The 25,798-nt window shown below is 36.4% G+C and carries 14 protein-coding genes, 1 tRNA gene and 1 CRISPR repeat array; of the genes, 5 read left to right on the forward strand and 10 right to left on the reverse strand.

Annotated features, from left to right (window positions below):
- Together H6W52_RS00005 and H6W52_RS00010 are read left to right on the forward strand one after the other, a co-directional pair.
- Positions 1-216: hypothetical protein (locus H6W52_RS00005; RefSeq protein ID WP_185216365.1), on the forward strand; the 216-nt coding region annotated here is incomplete at its 5' end.
- 107 nt (positions 217-323) lie between these two features.
- Entirely contained in the window at positions 324-2,543 is a 2,220-nt protein-coding gene (locus tag H6W52_RS00010) for an NADP-dependent isocitrate dehydrogenase (protein WP_116100160.1), read from the forward strand.
- A 1,233-nt stretch (positions 2,544-3,776) separates the two neighbouring features.
- Positions 3,777-7,826: direct repeats of the CRISPR family, unit length 47 nt; unit sequence GTTGTGAATTGCTTTCAAAAATTATTATCTTCGTGATGAAGGACAAC.
- A gap of 57 nt (positions 7,827-7,883) precedes the next feature.
- Here H6W52_RS00010 and cas2 read toward each other — a convergent pair.
- From cas2 to H6W52_RS00045, 6 genes are all read right to left on the reverse strand, one after another.
- Positions 7,884-8,222, reverse strand: coding sequence for a CRISPR-associated endonuclease Cas2 (cas2, locus tag H6W52_RS00020; protein ID WP_007842732.1), 339 nt, complete (start codon positions 8,220-8,222; stop codon positions 7,884-7,886).
- 127 nt (positions 8,223-8,349) lie between these two features.
- Positions 8,350-9,243, reverse strand: coding sequence for a type II CRISPR-associated endonuclease Cas1 (gene cas1, locus H6W52_RS00025; protein ID WP_116098795.1), 894 nt, complete (start codon positions 9,241-9,243; stop codon positions 8,350-8,352).
- Positions 9,244-9,262: 19 nt separating this feature from the next.
- Positions 9,263-9,781: a DUF6155 family protein gene (locus H6W52_RS00030; protein ID WP_116098796.1), complete on the reverse strand. Its 519-nt coding sequence runs from the start codon at positions 9,779-9,781 to the stop codon at positions 9,263-9,265.
- 2 nt (positions 9,782-9,783) lie between these two features.
- On the reverse strand, positions 9,784-14,070 hold the full coding sequence (gene cas9 / locus H6W52_RS00035; RefSeq protein ID WP_116098797.1) for a type II CRISPR RNA-guided endonuclease Cas9: 4,287 nt from the start codon (positions 14,068-14,070) through the stop codon (positions 9,784-9,786).
- Between the two features lie 172 nt (positions 14,071-14,242).
- Positions 14,243-14,316, reverse strand: a tRNA-Ile gene (locus tag H6W52_RS00040).
- A gap of 326 nt (positions 14,317-14,642) precedes the next feature.
- Positions 14,643-15,320 carry a YceI family protein gene (locus H6W52_RS00045; protein WP_116098798.1) on the reverse strand — a complete coding sequence of 226 codons (678 nt, stop codon included), beginning with the start codon at positions 15,318-15,320 and terminating at the stop codon, positions 14,643-14,645.
- Positions 15,321-15,926: 606 nt separating this feature from the next.
- Here H6W52_RS00045 and H6W52_RS00050 point away from each other — a divergent pair.
- Together H6W52_RS00050 and H6W52_RS00055 are read left to right on the forward strand one after the other, a co-directional pair.
- Complete coding sequence (locus H6W52_RS00050) at positions 15,927-18,050, forward strand: Tex family protein (RefSeq protein ID WP_116098799.1); 2,124 nt, start codon at positions 15,927-15,929, stop codon at positions 18,048-18,050.
- Between the two features lie 171 nt (positions 18,051-18,221).
- Positions 18,222-18,803, forward strand: a complete 582-nt coding sequence (locus H6W52_RS00055) for an RDD family protein (protein ID WP_116098800.1) — start codon at positions 18,222-18,224, stop codon at positions 18,801-18,803.
- Positions 18,804-19,218: 415 nt separating this feature from the next.
- Here H6W52_RS00055 and H6W52_RS00060 read toward each other — a convergent pair whose 3' ends face one another.
- Both H6W52_RS00060 and H6W52_RS00065 read right to left on the reverse strand, forming a co-directional pair.
- On the reverse strand, positions 19,219-20,784 hold the full coding sequence (locus tag H6W52_RS00060) for a M20/M25/M40 family metallo-hydrolase (protein WP_116098845.1): 1,566 nt from the start codon (positions 20,782-20,784) through the stop codon (positions 19,219-19,221).
- Between the two features lie 235 nt (positions 20,785-21,019).
- Positions 21,020-21,196, reverse strand: coding sequence for a histone H1 (locus H6W52_RS00065; RefSeq protein WP_076394683.1), 177 nt, complete (start codon positions 21,194-21,196; stop codon positions 21,020-21,022).
- 321 nt (positions 21,197-21,517) lie between these two features.
- On the opposite strand from H6W52_RS00065, the gene H6W52_RS00070 reads away from it, so the two are divergent.
- Complete coding sequence (locus H6W52_RS00070; RefSeq protein ID WP_116098846.1) at positions 21,518-23,053, forward strand: peroxidase, FMP-type; 1,536 nt, start codon at positions 21,518-21,520, stop codon at positions 23,051-23,053.
- Between the two features lie 335 nt (positions 23,054-23,388).
- On the opposite strand, the gene pgl is transcribed toward H6W52_RS00070, so the two are convergent.
- Together pgl and zwf are read right to left on the reverse strand one after the other, a co-directional pair.
- A complete protein-coding gene (gene pgl / locus H6W52_RS00075; protein WP_116098801.1) occupies positions 23,389-24,099 on the reverse strand; it encodes a 6-phosphogluconolactonase in 711 nt (236 codons plus the stop codon).
- A 210-nt stretch (positions 24,100-24,309) separates the two neighbouring features.
- Positions 24,310-25,791: a glucose-6-phosphate dehydrogenase gene (gene zwf, locus H6W52_RS00080; RefSeq protein ID WP_116098802.1), complete on the reverse strand. Its 1,482-nt coding sequence runs from the start codon at positions 25,789-25,791 to the stop codon at positions 24,310-24,312.
- Between the last annotated feature and the right edge of the window lie 7 nt (positions 25,792-25,798).

Below are 25,798 nucleotides of genomic sequence, written 5' to 3' on the forward strand. Positions count from 1 at the left end.
AAAACTTATGTCTTCAATTCTAAAACGAATACATGGAGCGGACAATTGGGAGGAAGTGCTTCCAGCGGATATATTACTGCTTCTAATGGTGATTTTGCAATTTATAACTCTTCTGATAGTAAAACTTATGTCTTCAATTCTAAAACGAATACATGGAGCGGACAATTGGGAGGAAGTGCTTCCAGCGGATATATTACAAGTTCGTCATCTAATTAAAATTTAAAGAGGCTCTTGCCTCTTTTTTTTATGCAAATGTTTAAATAAAACAATCATAATCACTAAATTTGTGAGTCTTAAAAAATCAAATAATAAATTACAGTATAATGTCAGACAAATCAAAAATCTATTACACGCTTACGGATGAGGCTCCTATGTTGGCTACACACTCGTTTTTACCGATTGTGAAAGCTTTTACAAAATCTGCAAACATCGAGATCGCCGTTCCGGATATTTCTTTGGCAGGAAGAATTTTAGCCAACTTCCCGGAATTTTTGAAGGATGATCAAAAGATCGGTGATGCTTTGGCTGAATTGGGTCAGTTAGCGACTCAACCGGATGCCAACATTATCAAGTTACCGAATATTTCAGCTTCTGCTCCTCAATTGGATGAAGCAATTGCAGAATTGCAGTCTAAAGGTTTTGCAGTGCCTAATTATCCTGCTGAGCCTAAAAATGATGAAGAGAAAGCAATTAAAGCAAAATATGCCAAAGTTTTAGGAAGTGCCGTAAACCCTGTATTAAGAGAAGGAAATTCTGACAGACGTGCTCCAAAAGCCGTTAAAAACTATGCAAAAGCAAACCCTCACAGAATGGGCGACTGGGCTTCTGACAGCAAAACAGACGTTGCGCACATGAACGGAGGAGATTTCTATGGAACAGAAACCTCAACAACGGTAGAAAATGCTACAAAATTTAAGATCGTTTTCAAAGGAAACGACGGTTCTGAAACGCAATTGAAAGATTTCGCCAACCTTCAGGCAGGAGAAGTAATTGATTCTTCTGTAATGAATCTCAATGCTTTAAAAGCTTTCGTACAGGAAGCGATTGAAGAGGCTAAAAACAGAAACGTGCTTCTTTCGGCACACCTTAAAGCAACCATGATGAAGATCTCTGATCCGATTATTTTCGGAGCGATTGTAGAAACGTTCTTCAAAGAGGTTTTCACGAAATATGCAGAAACCTTCAAATCTTTAGATGTTAATCCTAATAACGGTCTTGCTGATCTTTTCGAAAAAATAAAAGGAAATGCTCAGGAAGCGGATATTAAAGCAGATATTGAAGCGGCTCTGGCAAACGGACCGAGAGTGGCTATGGTAAATTCAGACAAAGGGATTACCAATTTCCACGTTCCTTCCGATATCATCGTTGATGCTTCTATGGCTGCTCTGGTAAGAGGCGGCGGAAAAATGTGGAACAAAGACGGAAAAGAAGAAGATACGGTTTGTATTATTCCGGACCGTTCTTACGCAGGTTTCTATCAGTCTGTTATTGATGATATGAAAGCACATGGGAAATTAGATCCTACTACAATGGGTTCTGTTCCGAATGTTGGTTTGATGGCTCAAAAAGCTGAAGAATACGGATCTCACGACAAAACATTCCAAGCTTCTGCAGAAGGAACCATTGAAGTTCAGGACGAAAACGGAAACGTTCTTCTTTCTCAGAAAGTAGAAAAAGGAGATATTTTCAGAATGTGCCAGACGAAAGATGCTCCGATTCAGGACTGGGTGAAATTAGCAGTAAACAGATCCAGATTATCTGATACTCCGGCTATTTTCTGGTTAGATAAAGGAAGAGCACACGACAGAGAAATCATCAAAAAAGTTGAAAAATACTTAGCCGATCACGACACCAACGGATTAGACATCAGAATCATGGATGTAAAAGACGCCATGACGGAAACATTAAAAAGAGCAAGAGAAGGAAAAGATACCATTTCTGTATCCGGAAACGTATTGAGAGATTATTTAACTGACCTTTTCCCTATTCTTGAACTTGGAACTTCTGCTAAAATGCTTTCTATTGTTCCATTAATGAACGGAGGTGGTCTTTTTGAAACCGGTGCGGGAGGTTCTGCTCCTAAACACGTTGAGCAGTTCATCGAAGAAGGTTATTTAAGATGGGATTCTTTAGGTGAATTTCTTGCTTTACAGGCTTCTTTAGAGCATTTGGCGCAAACTCAGAGGAATACAAAATCTCAGGTGTTAGCGGATGCACTGGATGAAGCTAATGCTAAATTCTTAGCTACCGACAAGTCTCCTGCAAGAAAAGTAGGTCAAATCGATAACAGAGGTTCCCACTTCTATCTGGCAATGTACTGGGCTGAAGCTTTAGCAAACCAGACTGCTGATGCAGAATTAGCGGCACAATTTGCTCCGATTGCAGAGGCGATGAAGGAAAACGAAGAAGTGATCAACGCAGAATTAATTGGTGCGCAGGGAAAACCTCAGGATATTGACGGTTACTATAAAACAGATACGTACAAAACGTATGCTGCCATGAGACCAAGTACGGTTTTAAATGAAATCATCGACGGAATTTAATTTCGTTTTTACTAAAATATTTTTTAGCCATAGCCGATTATATTTCGGTTGTGGCTATTTTTATTTATGTAAGTAAACTACCTTGACTCTGCTAAGTCTACTCCACCTTTTTCGTCGAATCCACCTACGCTTTTCCTGCAGCGGATTTCAAAAATTATTATCTTTGAGACAAGATGAGTTTATATGAATTGCTTTGACTCAGCCATAGCTTAATCAAACGCTTTTCGTCGAATCCGCCTATGCCTTTTCTGCAGCGGATTTCAAAAATTATTATCTTTTGAGACAGCAAAAGTTGAATGTGAATTGCTTTGACTCAGCCCTAGCTTAATCAAATGCTTTTCGTCGAATCCGCCCACGCTTTTCCTGCAGCGGATTTCAAAAATTATTATCTTTGAGACAAGATGAGTTTATATGAATCGCTTTGACTCAGCCATAGCTTAATCAAACGCTTTTCGTCGAATCCGCCTATGCCTTTTCTGCAGCGGATTTCAAAACCATCATCTTTGGGACAGCAAAAGTTGAATGTGAATTGCTTTGACTCAGCCCTAGCTTAATCAAACGCTTTTCGTCGAATCCGCCCACGCTTTTCCTGCAGCGGATTTCATAAATTATTATCTTTGAGACAAGATGAGTTTATATGAATTGCTTTGACTCAGCCATAGCTTAATCAAAAGCTTTTCGTCGAATCCGCCTATGTTTTTCCTGCTGCGGATTTCAAAAATTATTATCCTTGGGACAGTAAAAGTTGAATGTGAATTGCTTTGACTCAGCCTAGCTTAATCAAAAGCTTTTCGTCGAATCCGCCTACGCCTTTCCTGCAACGGATTTCAAAACCATCATCTTTGGGACAGCAAAAGTTGAATGTGAATTGCTTTGACTCAGCCATAGCTTAATCAAACGCTTTTCGTCGAATCCGCCCACGCTTTTCCTGCAGCGGATTTCAAAAATTATTATCTTTTGAGACAGCAAAAGTTGAATGTGAATTGCTTTGACTCAGCCTTAGCTTAATCAAATGCTTTTCGTCGAATCCGCCTATGCCTTTTCTGCAGCGGATTTCAAAAATTATTATCTTTTGAGACAGCAAAAGTTGAATGTGAATTGCTTTGACTCAGCCATAGCTTAATCAAATGTTCTTCGTTGAATCCGCCTACGCTCTTCCTGCTGCGGATTTCAAAAATTATTATCTTCGTGATGAAGGACAACAGAACCGAAGGGAGTACCCAACCAAAAGAAGTTGTGAATTGCTTTCAAAAATTATTATCTTCGTGATGAAGGACAACGTGAATGCTGGTTAGGAGGTGACGAAGAAAGTTGTGAATTGCTTTCAAAAATTATTATCTTCGTGATGAAGGACAACTTACAACTATTTTTTTTCGTGCTGATATCCGTTGTGAATTGCTTTCAAAAATTATTATCTTCGTGATGAAGGACAACGAACGCCAATGTTGATGTATGTACAGATTTGTTGTGAATTGCTTTCAAAAATTATTATCTTCGTGATGAAGGACAACATGGAGTGCATTTTGAAAATCAGAAAACGTGTTGTGAATTGCTTTCAAAAATTATTATCTTCGTGATGAAGGACAACTGTACTTGGATAACATTAAGCGAACAATCAGTTGTGAATTGCTTTCAAAAATTATTATCTTCGTGATGAAGGACAACTCGCAAGAGCGTTTTTGTTTGCAGTTGCGTGTTGTGAATTGCTTTCAAAAATTATTATCTTCGTGATGAAGGACAACATGAGCCGTAGGATGTAGTATATCACTTTTGTTGTGAATTGCTTTCAAAAATTATTATCTTCGTGATGAAGGACAACTTGAATAATAACGTCGAGGCAACACCTTTAGTTGTGAATTGCTTTCAAAAATTATTATCTTCGTGATGAAGGACAACTTTGATTTTTTTTTTAGACCTTTGAGGTACGTTGTGAATTGCTTTCAAAAATTATTATCTTCGTGATGAAGGACAACTCAGGAAATTTTTTCAATTAACTTTTCGCCGTTGTGAATTGCTTTCAAAAATTATTATCTTCGTGATGAAGGACAACCCTTTGCTGCAAAAGGACTTCTCAGCAACAGTTGTGAATTGCTTTCAAAAATTATTATCTTCGTGATGAAGGACAACGAAATAGATCAGGAATTGACAGATCTTTGGGTTGTGAATTGCTTTCAAAAATTATTATCTTCGTGATGAAGGACAACTAATCAAAATATTTTAACCACTTCAAAAATGTTGTGAATTGCTTTCAAAAATTATTATCTTCGTGATGAAGGACAACTTTCTCTTAAAACTTTATGAGCGACATTTCGTTGTGAATTGCTTTCAAAAATTATTATCTTCGTGATGAAGGACAACATATGTTTCTGCCCGGAATGATTTGAGTTTGTTGTGAATTGCTTTCAAAAATTATTATCTTCGTGATGAAGGACAACACAATCTAGCACAAAAGCAATATGCAACTTGTTGTGAATTGCTTTCAAAAATTATTATCTTCGTGATGAAGGACAACTTCAGTTATTCAAATACGACAGGAAGCGCAGTTGTGAATTGCTTTCAAAAATTATTATCTTCGTGATGAAGGACAACTCAATTCTTTATAATAACGTGGAAGAGGCTGTTGTGAATTGCTTTCAAAAATTATTATCTTCGTGATGAAGGACAACTGTACTTGGATAACATTAAGCGAACAATCAGTTGTGAATTGCTTTCAAAAATTATTATCTTCGTGATGAAGGACAACTCGCAAGAGCGTTTTTGTTTGCAGTTGCGTGTTGTGAATTGCTTTCAAAAATTATTATCTTCGTGATGAAGGACAACATGAGCCGTAGGATGTAGTATATCACTTTTGTTGTGAATTGCTTTCAAAAATTATTATCTTCGTGATGAAGGACAACTATATTCAGAACGCTGAAGAGTTCTATTGTGTTGTGAATTGCTTTCAAAAATTATTATCTTCGTGATGAAGGACAACACATGGTTTTGCGATTTTGTATAGAATTCTGTTGTGAATTGCTTTCAAAAATTATTATCTTCGTGATGAAGGACAACTGTTCGCGCTTATAAGACAATAGCATTTTTGTTGTGAATTGCTTTCAAAAATTATTATCTTCGTGATGAAGGACAACCCATAGCATCCGAGTAGGATCTACGTGGAAGTTGTGAATTGCTTTCAAAAATTATTATCTTCGTGATGAAGGACAACTTTTCGTAATATTCTATTATCTCAGGTGTAGTTGTGAATTGCTTTCAAAAATTATTATCTTCGTGATGAAGGACAACAAAAAATATAATCTGCCAGAACTTTGGAAAGTTGTGAATTGCTTTCAAAAATTATTATCTTCGTGATGAAGGACAACCCGAAGAATTTATCAACCTCACCGGGGACAGTTGTGAATTGCTTTCAAAAATTATTATCTTCGTGATGAAGGACAACGTTATCAATTTCATCAAGCGAATATCCTTTGTTGTGAATTGCTTTCAAAAATTATTATCTTCGTGATGAAGGACAACTTTTCGTAATATTCTATTATCTCTGGCGTAGTTGTGAATTGCTTTCAAAAATTATTATCTTCGTGATGAAGGACAACGATTGTAGGATTATCAATACCTTTGTCTTTGTTGTGAATTGCTTTCAAAAATTATTATCTTCGTGATGAAGGACAACTATAAAGATTAGATAAGGAATAGTAAGAATGTTGTGAATTGCTTTCAAAAATTATTATCTTCGTGATGAAGGACAACCATAGAGCTGATGGCTCTGTAGGTAATGCAGTTGTGAATTGCTTTCAAAAATTATTATCTTCGTGATGAAGGACAACGTACATATACAAATTCATTAGGACAAGATAGTTGTGAATTGCTTTCAAAAATTATTATCTTCGTGATGAAGGACAACAATATATGAGAGTGTTTTACATTCAGAATCGTTGTGAATTGCTTTCAAAAATTATTATCTTCGTGATGAAGGACAACTAATCTAAGAACTGTAATACAACTCGCAGAGTTGTGAATTGCTTTCAAAAATTATTATCTTCGTGATGAAGGACAACCCATAGAATTTATCGCTTTCACCGGGAACGGTTGTGAATTGCTTTCAAAAATTATTATCTTCGTGATGAAGGACAACATCTTCCACTGTCTTTTGCGTATGCGCTTAGTTGTGAATTGCTTTCAAAAATTATTATCTTCGTGATGAAGGACAACGCCGCGGGTATAAACCCTCATCTTGCATATGTTGTGAATTGCTTTCAAAAATTATTATCTTCGTGATGAAGGACAACTTAATAAGATGAAACTCATTAAGAGTGTTAGTTGTGAATTGCTTTCAAAAATTATTATCTTCGTGATGAAGGACAACTTATTCGCTTTTATGAGCAAAACCCTAATGTTGTGAATTGCTTTCAAAAATTATTATCTTCGTGATGAAGGACAACCTTTGTCTTGCAAGGTTGTTCTACCTGGTGGTTGTGAATTGCTTTCAAAAATTATTATCTTCGTGATGAAGGACAACACATAATTGTTAATTTTAATTGATTGATTGGTTGTGAATTGCTTTCAAAAATTATTATCTTCGTGATGAAGGACAACGTAGTTTATTTTGAGTGTCACTTTGAATAAGTTGTGAATTGCTTTCAAAAATTATTATCTTCGTGATGAAGGACAACAGAAGTAATTTATCTTCAAATACTGCTGTTGTTGTGAATTGCTTTCAAAAATTATTATCTTCGTGATGAAGGACAACTTGTTCATAGTTAAAACTTATATTTATTGTGTTGTGAATTGCTTTCAAAAATTATTATCTTCGTGATGAAGGACAACGTTAAAAACGACTTTCCTATTCCTTTGCTAGTTGTGAATTGCTTTCAAAAATTATTATCTTCGTGATGAAGGACAACAGCATCACCGTAATGCACATATCCGTTAGCGTTGTGAATTGCTTTCAAAAATTATTATCTTCGTGATGAAGGACAACTACGGCTTTACGTAAACTGGTATATCTTTTGTTGTGAATTGCTTTCAAAAATTATTATCTTCGTGATGAAGGACAACGATTGACATTTTAATTTATACATTAATAGAGTTGTGAATTGCTTTCAAAAATTATTATCTTCGTGATGAAGGACAACGGTCTTTATTCCAGTGAACTTTCATTGTTTGTTGTGAATTGCTTTCAAAAATTATTATCTTCGTGATGAAGGACAACGTCTAAGAACTGCATTACTACTCGCAAGACGTTGTGAATTGCTTTCAAAAATTATTATCTTCGTGATGAAGGACAACCTCAAAAAATAATCTACTGGTTTTCAGTAGATTATTTTTGTTTTCAGGATTTAAAATTCAGAACAATTCGAGTTGTTGGAAGGTTGGTGGAGGTTCTTCTTTATTTCTGGCAAAAAAGATTTCGATGTCTCCAAATTGTTTATCGGTAATGCACATAATAGCAACCTTTCCGGCTTTAGGAAGCATAAATTTTACTCTTTTGATATGAACTTCCGCGTTTTCGCGGCTCGGACAGTGTCGTACATACATCGAAAACTGAAATAAGGTAAATCCGTCATCAATCAGTGCTTTCCGAAAACGGTTCGCATCTTTCATGTTTGCTTTCGTTTCGGTTGGGAGGTCATATAATACTAAAACCCACATAATTCGGTATGCATTAAACCTTTCGGCGTTCATTTTTGGTGACTATTGTTTGTTTATCGTAACGTTCGCAGCCCGAACTGAGTGGAGCTCTTTTTGCAGATTTTTATCCTTCGACTCCGCTCAGGATAAACTCCAGGCGGATAAAGCTGCCATAAAAAAATTACATCAATTCCGGATAGGAAATCACCCGTTTTTCTCCTGTGTAGCATTTGTAAAGAGATGATGTAGTCATTTTTACTGCAACCAGCAACGGTCTTGTTTTGTCATCGATACGCACATCTTTGGTCGCAATCTGGAGAATATGCGCTTTAAATTCTTTCGTCAGTTCTTCGGTATCCGGATGGATCTTCAGCCATTGCATCACAAGCAGATCAACAAACGGACGATAAGGTTCCATTAAATCATCGGCAAGGCAATACGGATTGTATTTATTTTTATGAAAAATGCCGAGAACAGGCAACAGTCCGGTTTCTACAATGGCTCTTGCCACAATGCTTCTAAGCACGGCATATCCAAAATTAAAAAACTGATTGGGTGAATCTCCAAAACGCTGTCTCAAAAAGTCCAGACTGATGAGGTATTTCCAGTAATGCTGCGCCGCAATCCCTTCCATATTCGTTATATCACCGGATTTTACATTTCTCTGATATTCAATCATCGGTTCGTAGTAATTCCCCAGTTTCATCAGGACATTTTTCTGGTTTTCGATCTTGCATTCCACTGTTTGTTTCCAAAGCTGTTTTTTCAGCGGTTCACTGGCTTCCAACTGATCTTTTACCCGGTCGGAATGTTCGGTATGCCCGTACAGCGGAAGCATTATTCCGTGCGGTAAATGATGAGCATCGCAACTCACCACCACAACATTATTTCCCATCATTTTCTGAATCAGATGGTGTGAAATGGTAATCTGATAATGATCCAGCATCAACAACCCCAAATCTTCCACAGGAACACTCCCCTTTTCCTTTTTGGTTTCCGGACAGAGGATTTTCAACTGCTCGTCTTTGAGCTTAAGGTAAGCGGGATTGCCGATGTAGATGGAGCGGGTGATCATGGTTTTAAATTTGAATTATTTAACGATAATATTCATTAAAAATATACTCCATATCATCAGCGAAACCGTAGCCACAATATTCTGACCATTTCACACATTGTTCAGCTCTTGTTTTAAAAGATTGTAAAAGATTATTTCTCTTTAAAAATTCCAGTGCTGCTTTAAAATTATTAAAGGTTCCGTTATAAAACTGCTCGGAAAAATCACCATACAAAGACGTAAGTTCACAGGCACTTTCCGGCAGATAAAGCATGACATCTGCTAAATATTCCGGCGAGGGCTGGAGATTTTTGAAGTCGGAGATGGCGCGTTTTGCAACAGAAAACTTTTCTGTACTCCGCATCGGATTCTCTACGTTAAACTCTTTCCTGATAAGCCTTTTGTATTTATCTGCCAATTCTTTCTCATTAGTAGGATTGAGGTAGAATTGATAAAATTCTTTTACAGCCTTATTCTTTTCATACAAATCTAAAATCTGTTCAATAATCTGTTCTTTTGTAAGCTTTTGAAGCTCTTTTTTCAATGCTGCTTTTGACATTTTTATGCTTTTGATATGTTTCCTAGACGGTCGACATTTAATTTTACACAATTTTCCTTAACCATAGAACCGTCCATTGCACGTTCCATTTTATTTAAGGTTGAAAGTTCCGCCTTATTAACTATAGATGTAGCAATATCTTGCCCTACAAAGAAAATTTGACTTCCTGAAAAACTTACTACTTTGTAAATTCTTTCATTTTTCTCTTTTGCTATATTTTTAAAATCTATATTATTTATATTTTCTAATTCGTCATTAGAAGGAATGTAAACCAAATCATTCGGGCATAAATAGAAATCTTCTCTCCCTTTTAAATCAACCACAGATAAACCTTGTTTTTGTCTTTCAATCACTTCATTCAAAGGAATGGTTTCATAACTTCTCTTGCCATTTTTATCTTCGTACACTGCAAAAAACAGATTGGTACCTTTTGCGGCTTCTACATATTTATCTTTTTTATTTCCGGTTTGTCCTACCTGAAATTTACTTCCCAGTTCAAAAACTCTTACTTTGCTGATCGGTTGATGAGGTTTTCCATCATTATACTTCTCAATATTTTTATTCATATCTTCAATTCCTTCCGGAGAAAATGCAAGTTCCGGACTGCCTTTAAACTCCAGATAATTTCTGAGAATTTTCTGAATCCCTGTATCCGTAATAGATCCTATTGATTTTAAATCAAATGAAGTATCAAGGCTTTTTCTTGTTGCTGTTAAAATTTTTCCTTTTGGTACTTTTACCCAAGGTAAATCTACTTTTCCGGAAACTGTATCCTTATGCATTGGTTTTCTAATCGCCCAGTTTGTTCCGGTCTGTTCTACTCTACCCTTATTTTTTGTGCCGTCTTTCTCTACATATTTTTCATAGTAATTAGTAGCTTTATTAATGACACGAAGATTTTGCTTAAAACTTACAATAATAGACTCCAGATTATGCTTTGCATCAACGGTAAAGTTTTCCCAAGGTTTTAAAAATTGTTTTGGTACTTCCCTTTCTATTTTTTCCCCTGTTTGCGTATGATGGTAAACAACTTTTTCAAACTTCATCAATTTCTTTTTCAAATCATAACGTTTCGTGTCCGATTTTGCCGATTGATTATTTAATAAATTCACGTGATCTTTTGTAGCACAGGCAACTACCAAAGCATCTAAAGCGTGATGGCGGTGGTCTATTCTTTTCTTTGAAAATCCTTTAGAAAACTCGATTGGAACAGTGGGTAAATATTTCTGATAATTTTCATTCCAGGCAGTAAAATCTGTTGAATTGGTGAGTTGGTTCATTCTTTCAAAACGTGGTAAAATCAAATCATTCCAAACATCATTCAATCCCCAATCTTGTTTTAATTGAGTTGTAATTTTTCCATTTCCGGGAACAATGTTTTTAGAATTTATTCCTTCATCTGAACCATCTTCCACACGAACAATATTGGAAAGAATACCTGAAATGTATTTACTGATATAACGAGTATCATTCATTTGCCTTTCAATCATTTTTTCAGGAATGTCTTCTAATAAAAGCTTATTCCTTTTACTTCGATTATTTGCATAATGTTTTTTAACGAAATCTTCGTATTCTTTCGTTTCAAAAACTTTTACGCTTTTACCAAAACCAAGCTCAATAATCGTCCCTCCGAACTGTTTAATAAATCCAAGCCCAATGTAATTATCCTTTAATTTATTAACCGCCGATTCACAAATAATTTTATTACTAAAACTGTCATCAAAATATCGGCTTTGCGGAATAATGTGTTCAATTTCATATTCCGGTGTAAACAGTTTATTTAATGGAATAATTTGCCCCGTATAAGGCGACTTATATTTCTGCTCCAGCCAAAGCTTATATCTTTTCAAATCGGATGGAGAAGGCTGTGCGGTTTTGCTTATTTTTAAATATTCATCTTCAATCTCAATACCTGAATTTAAAACGCCGTCTTCATAGATTTTCAGAATTTCCTGTTGCATAGGCGAAAACGGACGGACATTTTCTACCGAACTATCATTCATCATTTCAGCCAATAAAGCTTTAATACGAAGATTTGTATTTTCGTTTTCAGTAATTTGATTCGTGAGTTTTTTTCGATCATCAGCGGGAAGTTTCATTTCTCTTCCCAACTCAATATGAATTTCATTGAAGAAATCTTTTGCTCCGTTTCCATATTTCAACCAAATATCTTTTACTACCCGAAGCGTTTCTGTAATCACTTGTTCTACAATCGGATTACGAAGTGAGTGCTGTTTAAAATCCTTTAAAAATTCTTCCAGATCATCAGCAGAATTCCATTTTCCAATCATAGATGCTTCTGAATGCCTTCCATACACAATATATTGAGCCAGCCACAATTGTAAACCCTGAAAATCATTTTCCGATGTAAGATGAACCGATTTTTCTCTTACCCTATCTTTTATATTTTCATCATACTCGCCGCTGATAATTTTCTGAATCCTTTCTTTTGAAGATTTATCAATATCGGCGTAATTCCAATATTTTCCCAATCGCATTAAAGGCAACAACTTCTTAACTGCTTTTTCCGAAAAAGAACCATATTCACTTTTAAATGGAGGAAATTTTCTGAAAGCTTCGAAAAAAGAACTCTCATCCAGATGATGCTTTCTCGCAAAAGATTTTAAGGCTTTTTCATACTCTATTTTATCATTGACAGAATAAATGATATGCCAAATTTTCTGCTCAATTTCCCTTGTTAGGAAATCATCAGAAATATTCTCGACTTTCTCCAAACGAGAAGAAATCATCGTTTTGGTTTCGTTGCAGGGATATTTTTTATCCTCTACAAAATTCCAGCGATGCGTTTTATCATTGAGCTTAAAATGTTTTAGTATTGCTTTTTGGTCAACTTCTTTTCTGGCATTTAAAAATTCAAACAGATTTTCAAAATCTTTAGTTATGTTTAAAAAATCTTTAGTAACATTTACTTCATCATCTTTTTTATAGATGTTTAAATTGTAAATCCATTGCCAAAGGCGGAATTCCTGATAATACGGATTGGATTTTGGAATGGCTTTTAAATATTGTGTATGCTCTACTCCATTTTCATCTTTGTACTTTCTAAACTCCAAAGTACAGTTGGAAACAGATGATTTCTGGCTTCTCAAAGGTCTTTGATAAAAAATAAGATCATCCATCAAAAGATGAACAAAATCTTTTTTACTCAAAGTCAATTGATGCGCTTCGTTGTTTCGATACAACTCACGAACGCAGTCATTGTATAAATCATCACTTTGTAATTCCTGATGAAATTCCTTTTGTTTTTCTAAAATCTGTCTGAGTTCTTCTTTGTAGAATTTTCTTTCAATGGTACGAACCAATTTTCCCTTTATTTTTTGTTTGGGATTATCAAGAAGTGCTTGGTAAATGTATGCTCCAACGGTTTTGTGAGATTGCTCGATTTCCTGCTCGGTTTTCTTTTTTACCAAAGTCCAATCGTTCTCACCCGGCGCACGAAAACTTCTTTTTTCATTTCCGTCTTTATCTTTTTTTATGCTTCCATCATCATTCAAATCGGTAGTTACAATAAAATCCCTTGTTTTATCTTTCCAATCAAATAATGGAATTTTACTTGAACGTCTGTAAATCCATCCATTCTCTAAAATCAAAGAATACCAAATATCAGATTTTCCTTTTTGAGGTTCATCTGCTACAACATCTACAACTTTTAAGGAATAAAACTCAACCAGTTTATTAGGGTTCTCTTCCTCTTCCTCACCACGCAATTGATAATATCCACGTTTCTGATTAAAATTTAAAAGAATCCAAGCCAATTCTTCCTTTTCAATTTTTTGGGAAAGTGCTTTTTTTCGGAGATAATAAATTGTCCAGTCGTAAGGAATTTTTAAATCCTGTCCGTTTACCCTAAAATCTTCAAGCATTTCATTGAAAGAAGTCTGAAACAGAAATGAAAACTGTCCGTCAATTTTTTTCCAAGCCAATTTGGGTTCGGTTTCCACTTTAAACTTTCCAAACCTTTTTTCAAAATCAATTTGTGAAGCATAATGTTGTGGAAGAAAATTTAAAAGATTTAAAACCCTGTGTAGTCGTTCTCTTCTCAATAAGAAACGTTCACGTAATCTTCTTACGCTTCTGTATTTTGTACGTTCTGCAGTTTGCGAAACAGAATTTCCTTTTCCAAAATCGCCCAGAATATCCTGTGACATCGGAATGATCCTGCTTCCCATTCCAAGAATTTCTCCTTGTTTGTTTTCAAAGTCTTGCTTGATTAAAGCCCATCCGATTGAATTGGTGCCTAAATCTAATCCAAGTATATTTTTAGTCATAAGTTTTTTGGTTTTAATAGTTTAAAAGTAAAAAGAAAAACCATAATTATTTTACGGAAAACCATAAATAAAAACGGGAGGCAACTTGCCTCCCAAAAAAAAGCAATTCACAGCTGATTCGTTTAAATCTATACTTTTTGTAATATAAATTGAAAACAAATCACTATATTTGTGGTGGAGATGACGGGAATCGAACCCGTGTAGACGAATTATCAGCCCGCTGCATAGCCTCTGTGCTACATCCCCAAATAAAATCGCTTAGCGATTTTATTTTTGCTTATCGCAAATGTAAGTATAAATTTAACGAATCATAAAATAAATTTAAATTTTATGATTTTTTTAACATTTGTGTTTTCAAAAAATATCAATTTTACGGAAAACCGTAAACTAGCTAAAAAGTATTTTCCTACATTTGTATCCGAAAGCAATTCACAATAAGGATTATTCCGTTGTGAAAACATTTAAGGCGGGGCAACTCGCCTTCTTTTATTTTAGAAGGAACAAGAAAATCCCAAACACAAAAAAGCCGCCTCAAAAAAGGCAGCTTTACAAATCTGAAATATCTAACAATATTATTTTTTAGCTTTTACATCTACAGCGATTTCGATGTCTTTGCTGATCATCCATTCTGCAGGATCGGCTTCGGAAGTTCCGAATTTAATTCCCCAGTCTGCTCTGTTCACCGTAAATTTAGCCTGAATTGCCGCTGAATTTTCCGTTACATCCACTTTTGCAGGGAACGTTACATTCATTGTTTTTCCGGATAAAGTAAGGTTTCCGCTTACTGTTTTATTAGCTCCTGCTACCGCATCTTTTGGAGCTTCCTTAAGATCTGCTACGCTTGTAATTTTGAAATCTGCCGTCGGATTTTTTGCCGTGTCGAAGAAATCAGGGTTTTTAAGGTGTGCTTCAAGGTCTGCTGGTTTTTTATCTTTTTCCGTTACAGAAGCAGGATCTACTTTAATAGAGTTCATATCGATTACAAAGTTTCCTGCCGTTACGCCACCGTTTTCGATGCTCAAATCTCCCGATTTTACCATTAAAGTTCCCCAACGCGGAGCCATTCCTCCTTTGTGGAATGCTTTCCAGTTTACCACAGAACCTACCGTATCTACAGGCAAAACTTCCCCGTTGCTTTCTGCTACTTTCTGCTCAGTAGAAGTCGCTGCATTTTCAGCCGATTTTTCTTTGTTACAAGACGCTGCAAGTAATCCTACTGCAACCAATGCAATAACACTTAGTTTTTTCATATTATTTAAATTGTTTAAAGTTTATTCTGAATTCTAAATTCCGGAGCCAAAAATAGAAAACATAACACATTTTTATCTTATCATACATCAAGAAATCAAATTTCAGGGTTTCCATTACTGACCTTTCCGCTAAAATAAGAATTATTAAATACACATGATACAATTAAAATCTTTATATCAAATTTGTTTAAATTCATTTTAAATTTAACCGCAAAAGAGACAAAAGACTTTATCGGATCTATGTAAAGTATTTCAAAAGTCTGCAAAGAGAAAAAATCTTTGATTTTTTAAAACTTACGTGCTCTTTTTCCATTTAGATATTAAACTTAAACAACTAAAGTGTTTAAATCTTTTGCATCTTTTGTGGTAAAAAAGTTTAAAGTTTATCTTCAAGCAAAGCATATTCATCTTATTTTGTATTATTACAGTCAATTTTTTCTTTATTTGAATTTTAATCATCACAAACTTAAAATCTTAAACAGACAATATCTTTCTTGGTCTTTGCTAAATTTAAATAAAACAGTAAAGCATTTGTAGTTAAAGTAGTTAAACTTAAAATAGGTCTACAAAAGACATTTTGATTATTTTAGCCCTTTAAATTTTAAAATGAACACAACACAATACATACAGCAATCCCTCAACATATCCGAAAAAAGCATCAATGCCACTTTAGAACTACTAGCGGAAGACTGCACCATTCCTTTCATTTCCCGTTACCGAAAAGATAAAACCGGAAACCTTGACGAAACACAGATTGAACAGATTTCGAAACTCAATAAACAGTTTGAAGAAATTGTAAAAAGAAAAGAATCCATCTTAAAATCGATTGAAGAACAAAATGCTTTAACACCGGAACTGAAACAGAGAATTGAAGAAAGTTTTGATATTCAGGAAATTGAAGATCTTTATCTGCCGTTCAAAAAAAGGAAGAAAACCAAAGTCGATGCCGCGAAAGAAAAAGGACTGGAACCTTTAGCGAAAATGATTATGAGCCGGAAAGTTCAGGATCTACAGTTTTTGGCTTCAAAATACCTGAACGATCAGGTTGCCTCCGAAGAAGAAGCTTTGCAGGGCGCAAGAGACATCATGGCAGAATGGATCAACGAAAATATGTATGTGAGAAAAAATCTGCGCCGCCTCTTTCAGCGAAAAGCAATGATTACTTCAAAAGTAGTGAAAGCCAAAAAAGATGAAGAAGAAGCCCAGAAATTCTCGCAGTATTTCGAATGGGAAGAAAGCCTGAACAGAATGCCTTCTCACCGCCTTTTAGCCATGTTGAGAGCCGAATCCGAAGGTTTTGTGAAAACCAATATCGGGATCGGTAAGGAAGAAGCCATTGAATTTATTGAAAAAGCCATCATCAAATCCAACAACGAAACATCAGAACAGATTTCACTGGCGATCAAAGACAGCTACAAAAGATTACTGGAACCCGCAATTTCCAATGAAACGTTACAGGAAGCGAAAGAAAAAGCCGATAAAAAAGCCATCGAGATTTTCTCTGAAAACCTTACACAGCTTCTTCTTGCTCCGCCTTTGGGAGAAAAAAGGATTCTTGCAATCGATCCGGGTTACAGAAGCGGCTGCAAAGTAGTATGTTTAGACGAAAAAGGCGATCTGCTCCACAACGAGACCATTTATCCGCACGCTCCGCAAAACGAAAGCGGAATGGCAATGAAAAAAATCCGTTCCATGGTGAATGCCTATAACATTGAAGCCATTTCCATCGGAAACGGAACCGCAAGCCGCGAAACCGAGTTTTTCATCAAGAAAATTGCATTCGACAAACCTTTACAGGTTTTCGTTGTTTCGGAAGCCGGAGCTTCGGTGTACTCTGCAAGTAAAATTGCGCGTGAAGAATTTCCAAGCTATGACGTGACGGTTCGCGGATCCGTTTCCATCGGAAGAAGACTGGCGGATCCGTTGGCAGAACTGGTGAAAATAGATCCTAAATCCATCGGAGTCGGACAATATCAGCATGATGTGGATCAGACTCAGCTAAAAAACGAACTGGATTCTACAGTGATGAAATGTGTAAATTCTGTAGGAATCAATCTGAATACAGCGAGTAAATCTTTATTAAGCTATGTTTCGGGAATCGGAGAAAAAATGGCAGAAAACATTGTGAACTACCGCGCAGAAAACGGAGCCTTTGAAGACAGAAAACAACTGAAAAAAGTTCCGAGATTAGGCGAAAAAGCGTTTCAGCAGGCAGCCGCATTTGTGAGAATTCATAATGCCAAAAATCCGCTGGATAATTCTGCCGTACATCCCGAAGCCTACGGAATTGTTGAAAAAATGGCAAAAGATTTAGGGATAAAAACCAATGAACTGATCGCCAATAAAGAAAAGATCGCACTAGTAAAACCCGAAAACTACATCACCGGAGACATCGGAATTTTAGGAATCAAAGATATTTTAAAAGAGCTGGAAAAACCCGGACTGGATCCTAGAAAAGCGGCTAAGGTTTTTGAATTTGATCCGAATGTAAAAAGCATCAAAGATTTAAAAACAGGAATGATCCTTCCGGGAATCGTCAATAATATAACGGCTTTTGGCTGCTTCGTAGATCTGGGAATCAAGGAAAGCGGATTGGTTCATATTTCCCAGTTAAAAGACGGCTTCGTTTCCGATGTGAATGAGGTGGTAAAACTGCATCAGCACGTTCAGGTAAGAGTAACGGAAATTGATGAATCGAGAAAAAGAATTCAGTTGAGTATGGTTTTGTAAGAATGATTAAGGTTTTAAATTCAAGTCTGTTTAGATAGTTATTTTATTTACGAAATTGTCATTTTGAGCGAAACGAAGTGGAGTCGAAAAATCTAAAATAACTGAACTTTAAATGATTTTGCCTTTATCATTACTAATAAAATTCTGTTCAGCATAACACAAAAGGTTTAAATGGAAACACATGGTAAGATGAAAATTTCAGAGCTTAAAGAAAATAAGACAACAAGAAGGGCAACCCGAAATTTTGATTCGGAAGGAAGACGCATCTATGAATTTTTTGAATATGAAATCTCTTATGATACTACCTACGAAAAGAACCGCAGGGACAGATTCTGTTCCAAAATTATAGACATGATTCCCTTTACCCTGCTTTTTGTTTTCATATTGCATAAACCTCTGATTGTCGCTGTGATTCTTTCAATTCCGTGTGCAATTGTTTTAGGATCAGTAACAGAACATTTTTTCGGGTGTACTCTTGGCAAAAAGATTTTTAAAATAAAAGTGATTGATGATTACGGTAACTATCCCAATATTCTGAAATCATTTGCAAGAAATTTGCTTTGTCTGGCAAATCTTTTCTTTTTTTGGATCAATTATGAACATCCTGAAAATGAATCATCAAACAAATCCATACGGATGGATTTTCATATGCATTTCAACAACGAGATCTGTAAAACCTATATTGTAAAAGAAATAAAAATGGAAGAGATCAGGAAGCTTCTTCATAACCGGTTTTCTATAAATAAAAAGTGACTCATGAATTGAGTCGCTTTTTTTATTATAAAAATTTTGATTGTCCGTTTATTAACCTAAAGCTTCGACAGGCTCAGCTTGACATCGCTAGAAATCAAGCGTTTAGTATTAGAGGTGTCACACTGAGCTTGTCGAAGTGCCTGTTATAAATAATTGATTTTAATATCAGTGCATAGTAATAGGTTGTTTAACGGATATTCAATTAAAAATTTAAAGTAAAAAAGTTTTGCTCCTTTAGGAGCAGAATCTGTGTAGAAATATGAATAAGTCTATCAATCAATCCGTAGGATTGATATCTGCAATTCTCAATGAATCTTCTAAAGATAGCGTTCCTACGGAACGCTGAATGCCTTGCGAATATGTTTTCTACACAGATAAAACTCTATAGAGTTTTCTAACTTTTACTTAAACTTTATTAATAATCTTTAGAATCTCTTACCGCTTTTCTCACTTCCGGCCATTTAGTAATCTGTCCTTTATCGTCCAGCGGCATTGCCCTTTTTTCCCGGTTCGAAAATTCGGGATCTTCTGAAGCCATGTACGCTAAAGTTGCCGTTAGAATCACATTGCTTTTCACCTCATCAAAAATAATTTTGTCGTAGGTATCTTTTGTTGTATGCCAAGTGTAGCCAAAATATCCCCAGTTTAAAGAACCCAGTCCGAACGACGGAACTCCCGCTGCTACGAAAGAAGCATGATCGGAACCTCCTCCACCCGGAATTCCCGGAAAATCTGTTTTAATCTGGCTTTTAATATTTTTAGGAACCGCATTCAGCCATTTTCCAAGATAATCGTAAGCATGTACAAAACCCTGTCCGCTGATGTTCACTACTCTACCCGTCCCGTTGTCCTGATTGAAAACCGCCTGAACTCCCTTTACAATCTCCGGATGATCCGCCACAAAACTTCTTGATCCGTTCAGTCCCTGCTCTTCACTGCCCCAAAGTCCGACAATAATGGTTCTTTTGTTATCTGGATAATATTTCTTAAGAATTCTCATCGCTTCCAGCATGGTTAAAACTCCCGTTCCGTTGTCTGTAGCGCCTTGCGCTCCGTCCCACGAATCCAGATGCGCAGAAAGAATAACGTACTCATCAGGTTTTTCTTTTCCTTTAATCATTCCGATGGTGTTGAACGATTTGGTTTCAGGAAGGATTTTTGACTTCATCTCCATCCTGATCTTGGGTTTTGCGCCGTTTTCCGCCATTCTGTGCAACATTCCATAATCTTCAAGCTCAATATCGAACATGGGAATATTCTTCGTTTTTGCCTCAAAAATTCTGTTGGCTCCCATAATTCCTGTCCAGTTGGAAATCGCAATTCCTGCCGCTCCTGCTTTTTCCAGAGCTTCGGGAAGCGTTTCGCTATTATAGCCAATACTTTTTATATAATTCTGATACTCTTTTGAAGCCTGTTCTTTCTCTTTTTTAAGCTTTTCATACAGTTCAGGCGTAGCAAATTCTTTGATCTGATCGTCGGAGCGTCCTATTTTCTGGTATTGCGCCATCAAAACAACTTTTCCCTTCACAGAAGAAATCCATCGATCAAATTCAGCTTTGGAAGAGACTTTCGGGAGAATAATAACTTCTGCTTCCACCGCTTTTTTCGTTGCCGGACTCCATGCTAACTGGGTTGCCGATAAACTTTTCATACGAGGAAACGTCATATCCACATGGGTAATTCCTCTTTGCCATCCTTTCCATGTCCCAAACTGTTGCAGACTGGCTTCAATATCCCATGATTTCAATTTATTTGCCGTCCATTCATTGGCAGCAAACATTTCCGGAGTTCCGATCAGTCGAGGACCGATTCCGTCCAAAAGTTCATACGCCATCGTTTCAAGCTGGGAATTATTGTTTACCTCATTCACGAAATTCTGAACAACGGGATTAAGTTTTTCCTGAGGAACGGCATTCTGAGCCAAAGAAAATTGAGTCATTGCCATCATAACAGGCAACGCAAGAAATCTGTTTATCTTCATATTAATCATTGATTCGTTAAAGATAAAGAGATTCGGTGAAATGGAAAAACGCGGAAGGGTTTAATGATGGTGAATGATAGCTGTGAATGGTGAAAAAGTCAATGGTGAATGTAAGATTCGCTTTTGATTTACAATCCACAAATCAAGACTACATAAGAGTGATGATTTAAAAAACTAAATTTCTTTGTAAAAATTCAAATAAAAAAACCGACTGAAAAGCCGGTTTTGGGAACAACTATTTTTTTGATTCTTCAACAGAAACTTTTCTGAATTCCTTGAAAAGCTTGCTTAGTTCCAAAGCTGCTTTACGAGCTCTTGTTCCAGCTGCTTTGTTTCCTTTTTCTGCTTGTTGGTTTGCTTCAGTTGTGAAAGCTTCAAATTCTGCGTTGATTTTTTCAATTAGTTCTTTCATTATTTTTAAAATTTAGGCTGCAAATATAGCTTTTATGGTGATTCCAGCCTAATAGTGATGAAAAAATTTCCAAGAATTCACAAATAATTTCAATTTTACTACGAAATGTCTGAGATTACTGTAAAATGTAGGGATGTAAAAGATATCAGGGATTGCAAGATCAACCAATAGAATTAAGTAAAACTACTGAGATTTTTGTTTCTTAAACTCATTAATTTTGGATGCATAAAACTGATGATTCCGAAAAGATTCAGACCTCTATTTTGAAGTTTGAATCATTTTCAGAATCAAAAAACTAACCATTACAAAAACGAAATTACCATGCTGAAAAGACAAAAAGAAAGTATTGAGCAGGAAAGCCTGTTTCTGAGAACATCCGCAGACAGTTCTGAGGGTTTTCTGGAAAAGCTTATGAAAGGATATTCCAAACTCACGATTGATGATCCGCTGATTCCTTTCAGAGAAAAAAATCTGAACCAGATTGTAGATAATGTAGACTATGGAATTTTAAAGGCTCTGGACGGAACCTGGGTGAGCTACAACGCCGATTACAATAAAAATATCGACAGAACAATGAACGGAAGCGGTGTTCATACCACGATTATGCCTTCACCGGGAACGAATTCGGGAACAATTCCGGGAAAGTTCAGCTTCGAATGTGAAGAATACATTGAAAAACTGGTATTTTCTCTTGTTCCGGGAGGTGTGCGCAACCGTGGCGGGGCAAATGAGCTTTTCTGCGGGGCTATAAAGTATGAGCAAAGCATTAAAAGTGTAAATACCCAAAAAGATAATCCGGATTTGCTGTACACGCCTATTCATGAAGAAAATGGGATGTATCTCTGGCTGAGTGATGTCTACAATCACGCAGCCACAAAGGAATCTATAGAAAGAGACCGCGGAATTCATGCTTTTGATGAGGAAGATTACAAAAACTACGGGTACAAAGGCGAATACAGAAACGAGCCTTTGGTGCAGGTGAAAGATGAAAACGGAAATCCTCTGTATATTCTGATGAGCGAACTGAAGGAAGATCAGGAATATTATGAGATCATTCCGGCAAAAGAACTGAAACCGGGAGCCGGTAATCGCGGACCGTATTTTATTCCCGATTATTCTATTTCGCGAAGCGGCGTGATTCCTCACGGAAGTACGATCACTTTACTGGGCGACATCGTGCCTTCCCAATCCAATTATCTTGTTCAGGGAGCTCCGCAGTTTCCGGAAGGCGATAAAGCATGGAATTATGATTTCCTTTCTGTTTCGCCAACGATGGGAGGAGCAGGAGCGAGTGAAACGCATCCTATCAATCTGGATCAGCCCGCTCCGGCTTGGGTTCACGAAACGCTGAATGACCAAAATGATCCGGGAGAAAATAAAATTTACACGCAGAGAATTCTTGCACACGATCTTTATCCTTATTCCGTAAGACCGGATCTGAGATTAAGAGATACACTCAGCGGACAGGAAGTTAAGAATTATGTTTTTCTTCAGATGTCTTCCAAAAACAAGACCGGCGCACAAGGCGGGATTTTAAATGTTCCTTTCGTAAACCGTTTTGTTCCGACGGTAGAGGTAAATTTCAGGATGTGGATCGAAACGGTTGTGGAAAACGGAAGAGAAATTCTTCAGCTTCAGTATGAGCAGATTATTCTTTTTGAATTCCATTTCGGAGATGACGGCGGAACGACAAGCTGGCCGCATATTCAGGTGAACACGCTTCGAAAACTGGAGGATATTCCTGAAGAGCAGAGAAAAATTATAGAAGAGCAGTTTTTTGAAGGAACAAAAACTTCGGAAAATATATCCTTAAATGCTCCGGCTGCGACATCAGGCTGTCCGTATCACAAAGGGTAAGTAAATATTTATACTATGGTTTTAAAGAAAGCAGCGACGGCACAAGTGCCGTCGCTGCTTAATATATGCAATACCTATTTAAACAATTATTAATTTAACCAAAAAAGATTTTATCTACGATAAAATTAAACATCAATTCTTTATTGAAAATCTTTGATTTTCTTGCGCCTTAAAGATTTGAGACTAATAGAAATCTTGCGTCTTTGCATTTTCCAACAAGAATATTTTTGTTTTAAAAAACTTTAAAATCTTTATTAACTTTAACTACAGCAGCTCAATCTTTTGTCCTTTTTTGTGGTTCAAATAAAGAGTTCAAAAAAGTTTAAATTTAATGATTATCCTTTTGCTTTTTCGTCTGTGAACAATTCTACGCTTTCTCTTTTGTCAATAAGCTGCATCGGATATTGTTCGGGATTGTAAACTCCGTTTAAAACTTCATTCAAAGCCTGTTTTTTGCTTTCTCCAAAGGTGACGATTAAAATATTTTCAGCGTTGTTAATGACGGGAGCTGTAAGGGTAATTCTGAACATTTCCTGAGGTTTCAGGTAATACGCATCGACCCACTTTTCTTTTTCCCAAAGAACTTTTTCTCCCGGAAACAGTGATGCTGTATGTCCGTCGTCTCCCATTCCCAACAGAATAAAATCAAAACTTCCGTCATTTCCCAGAACATTTCTGATCTGATTTTCATATTCCGCAGCAAATTCTTCCGCAGAAACTCCGTCTTTATACATCGGGAAAATGTGATCTTTATGTACGGAAACATGATCGAGAAGGGTATCGAATGTCATTTTAGCATTGCTTTTCTCGTCATTCAGCGGAACCCATCTTTCGTCTACCCAGAAAAAAAAGACTTTGCCCCACTCTATTTTATCTGCATATTCCCCGGAAGCCAACAGCTTAAAGATAGCTTTTGGAGAAGAACCTCCACTTAATGCCACCACAAAACGGTCGTGATCCTGAATCGACTTTTCAGCCAAATCTACAAAACGGTCTGCGGCTTTTTTATATAATGTATCTAAATCGTTAAATACGGTAATCTTCATTTTTACTTTTTTCTTTATTATATTAAATCTGTTTTAAACTATTATTTAACCTAAAAAACTTTTATTTAAAGCTGACAATTATAAATGAAAAAGCTCACAATAGTTTTTAAAAATGAGCGCTTTGATTATTATAGAAATTCACTTTAAAATTGTCTATCGTGCCTTTTGTGGTTAACTCTGAAATAGTTTAAGTTTAACACAAGTTTATTTTTAAACCCAGTGATGTCCCTGTCTTTCTACCAGAGCAGTACTTTCTTCAGGACCCCAGCTTCCGGCTTCATAGTTCGGGAAAGAGGCATCTTTTTCATTTGCCCACGCTTCCTGAATGGTTTTTACCACATCCCATGCTTCTTCCACCTGATCGGAACGCATAAACAGGGTTAAATCTCCTAAAAGTGCATCCAGCAATAAGGTTTCGTAAGCTTCCGGCGTATCTTCCTGACAGGCAAAATTATCAAAAATCATTTCTACAGGTTTTAAAACCAGAGAAAGTCCCGGTTTTTTTGCCATAAACTGCAGTCTGATATCCATTAACGGCTGAATATTGATAATCAGTCGATTGGCAGACAAATGCTGTGAGCTTTCTGAAAATGTAGAATGCGGAAGCGGCTTAAACTGAATGGTGATGTAAGAATGCTTTTCCTTCATCTTTTTTCCGGTACGAACGTAAAACGGAACACCTTGCCATCTTTCATTATCCAGATAGAACTTTACAGCGGCAAAAGTTTCTGTATTGGAATCCGGCGCAATCCCTTCTTCCTGTCTGTAACCTTTCGCTTTTTCGCCATTTAACTTTCCTTTTCCATATTGCCCTCTCACGGCATAATGGTCTACTTTCTCCGCAGGAATTCTTCGGATAGATTTCAGGACATCTACTTTACGATCTCTGATTTCTCCGGATTCCAGTGAAGCAGGCGGTTCCATTGCCACCATACAGAGAATCTGCAACAGATGATTCTGGATCATGTCTCTTAACGCACCAGTCTGTTCATAGAAGCTTCCTCTGGTTTCCACACCTACTTCTTCGGCTACCGTAATTTGTATAGATTCGATATGTTTATTATCCCATAAAGGTTCAAAAATAGAGTTTCCAAATCTGAAGGCTAGAATATTCTGTACGGTTTCCTTTCCCAGATAATGATCAATGCGGTAGATCTGTTCTTCTTCAAATGCTTCTGCCAAAAGGCTGTTCAGTTCAATGGCAGACTGTTTATCGTGTCCGAAAGGTTTTTCGATAATAATACGGTCTTTTTTAGGATCTGAAGCAAGCGATGCATTTTTGATATGATTGGAAATGGTAGCGACAAAATTAGGACCTATTGAAAGGTAAAAAAGTCTGTTTCCTCTTGTTCCGTAGACTTTGTCAAAACTTTCCAGTTTCTGATTAAGATTTTTATAGGAACTCTCTTCATCAAGCTGATGCTGAACATACGTTATGTGTGCCTGAAAACCCGCCCAGTCTTCTGAAGTTACTTTTTTTCTTGAAAAGCTGTTCAGGTTTTCTCTGATGTAATTTTTAAAATATTCGTCGGAATTATCTGCTCTTCCCAAAGCTATGATGTTAAAGCCTTTCGGCATTCTTCCATCTATATACAGGTTGTAAAATGCAGGAAAAAGTTTTCTTTTTGCTAAATCTCCTGTTGCGCCAAAAATGATAATTGTGGTGGGCTGCAAAACTTTATTTTCGCTCATTTCTGAA

This window comes from Chryseobacterium sp. C2(2020) (genome assembly GCF_014218915.1).
Taxonomy (GTDB): domain Bacteria; phylum Bacteroidota; class Bacteroidia; order Flavobacteriales; family Weeksellaceae; genus Chryseobacterium; species Chryseobacterium mucoviscidosis.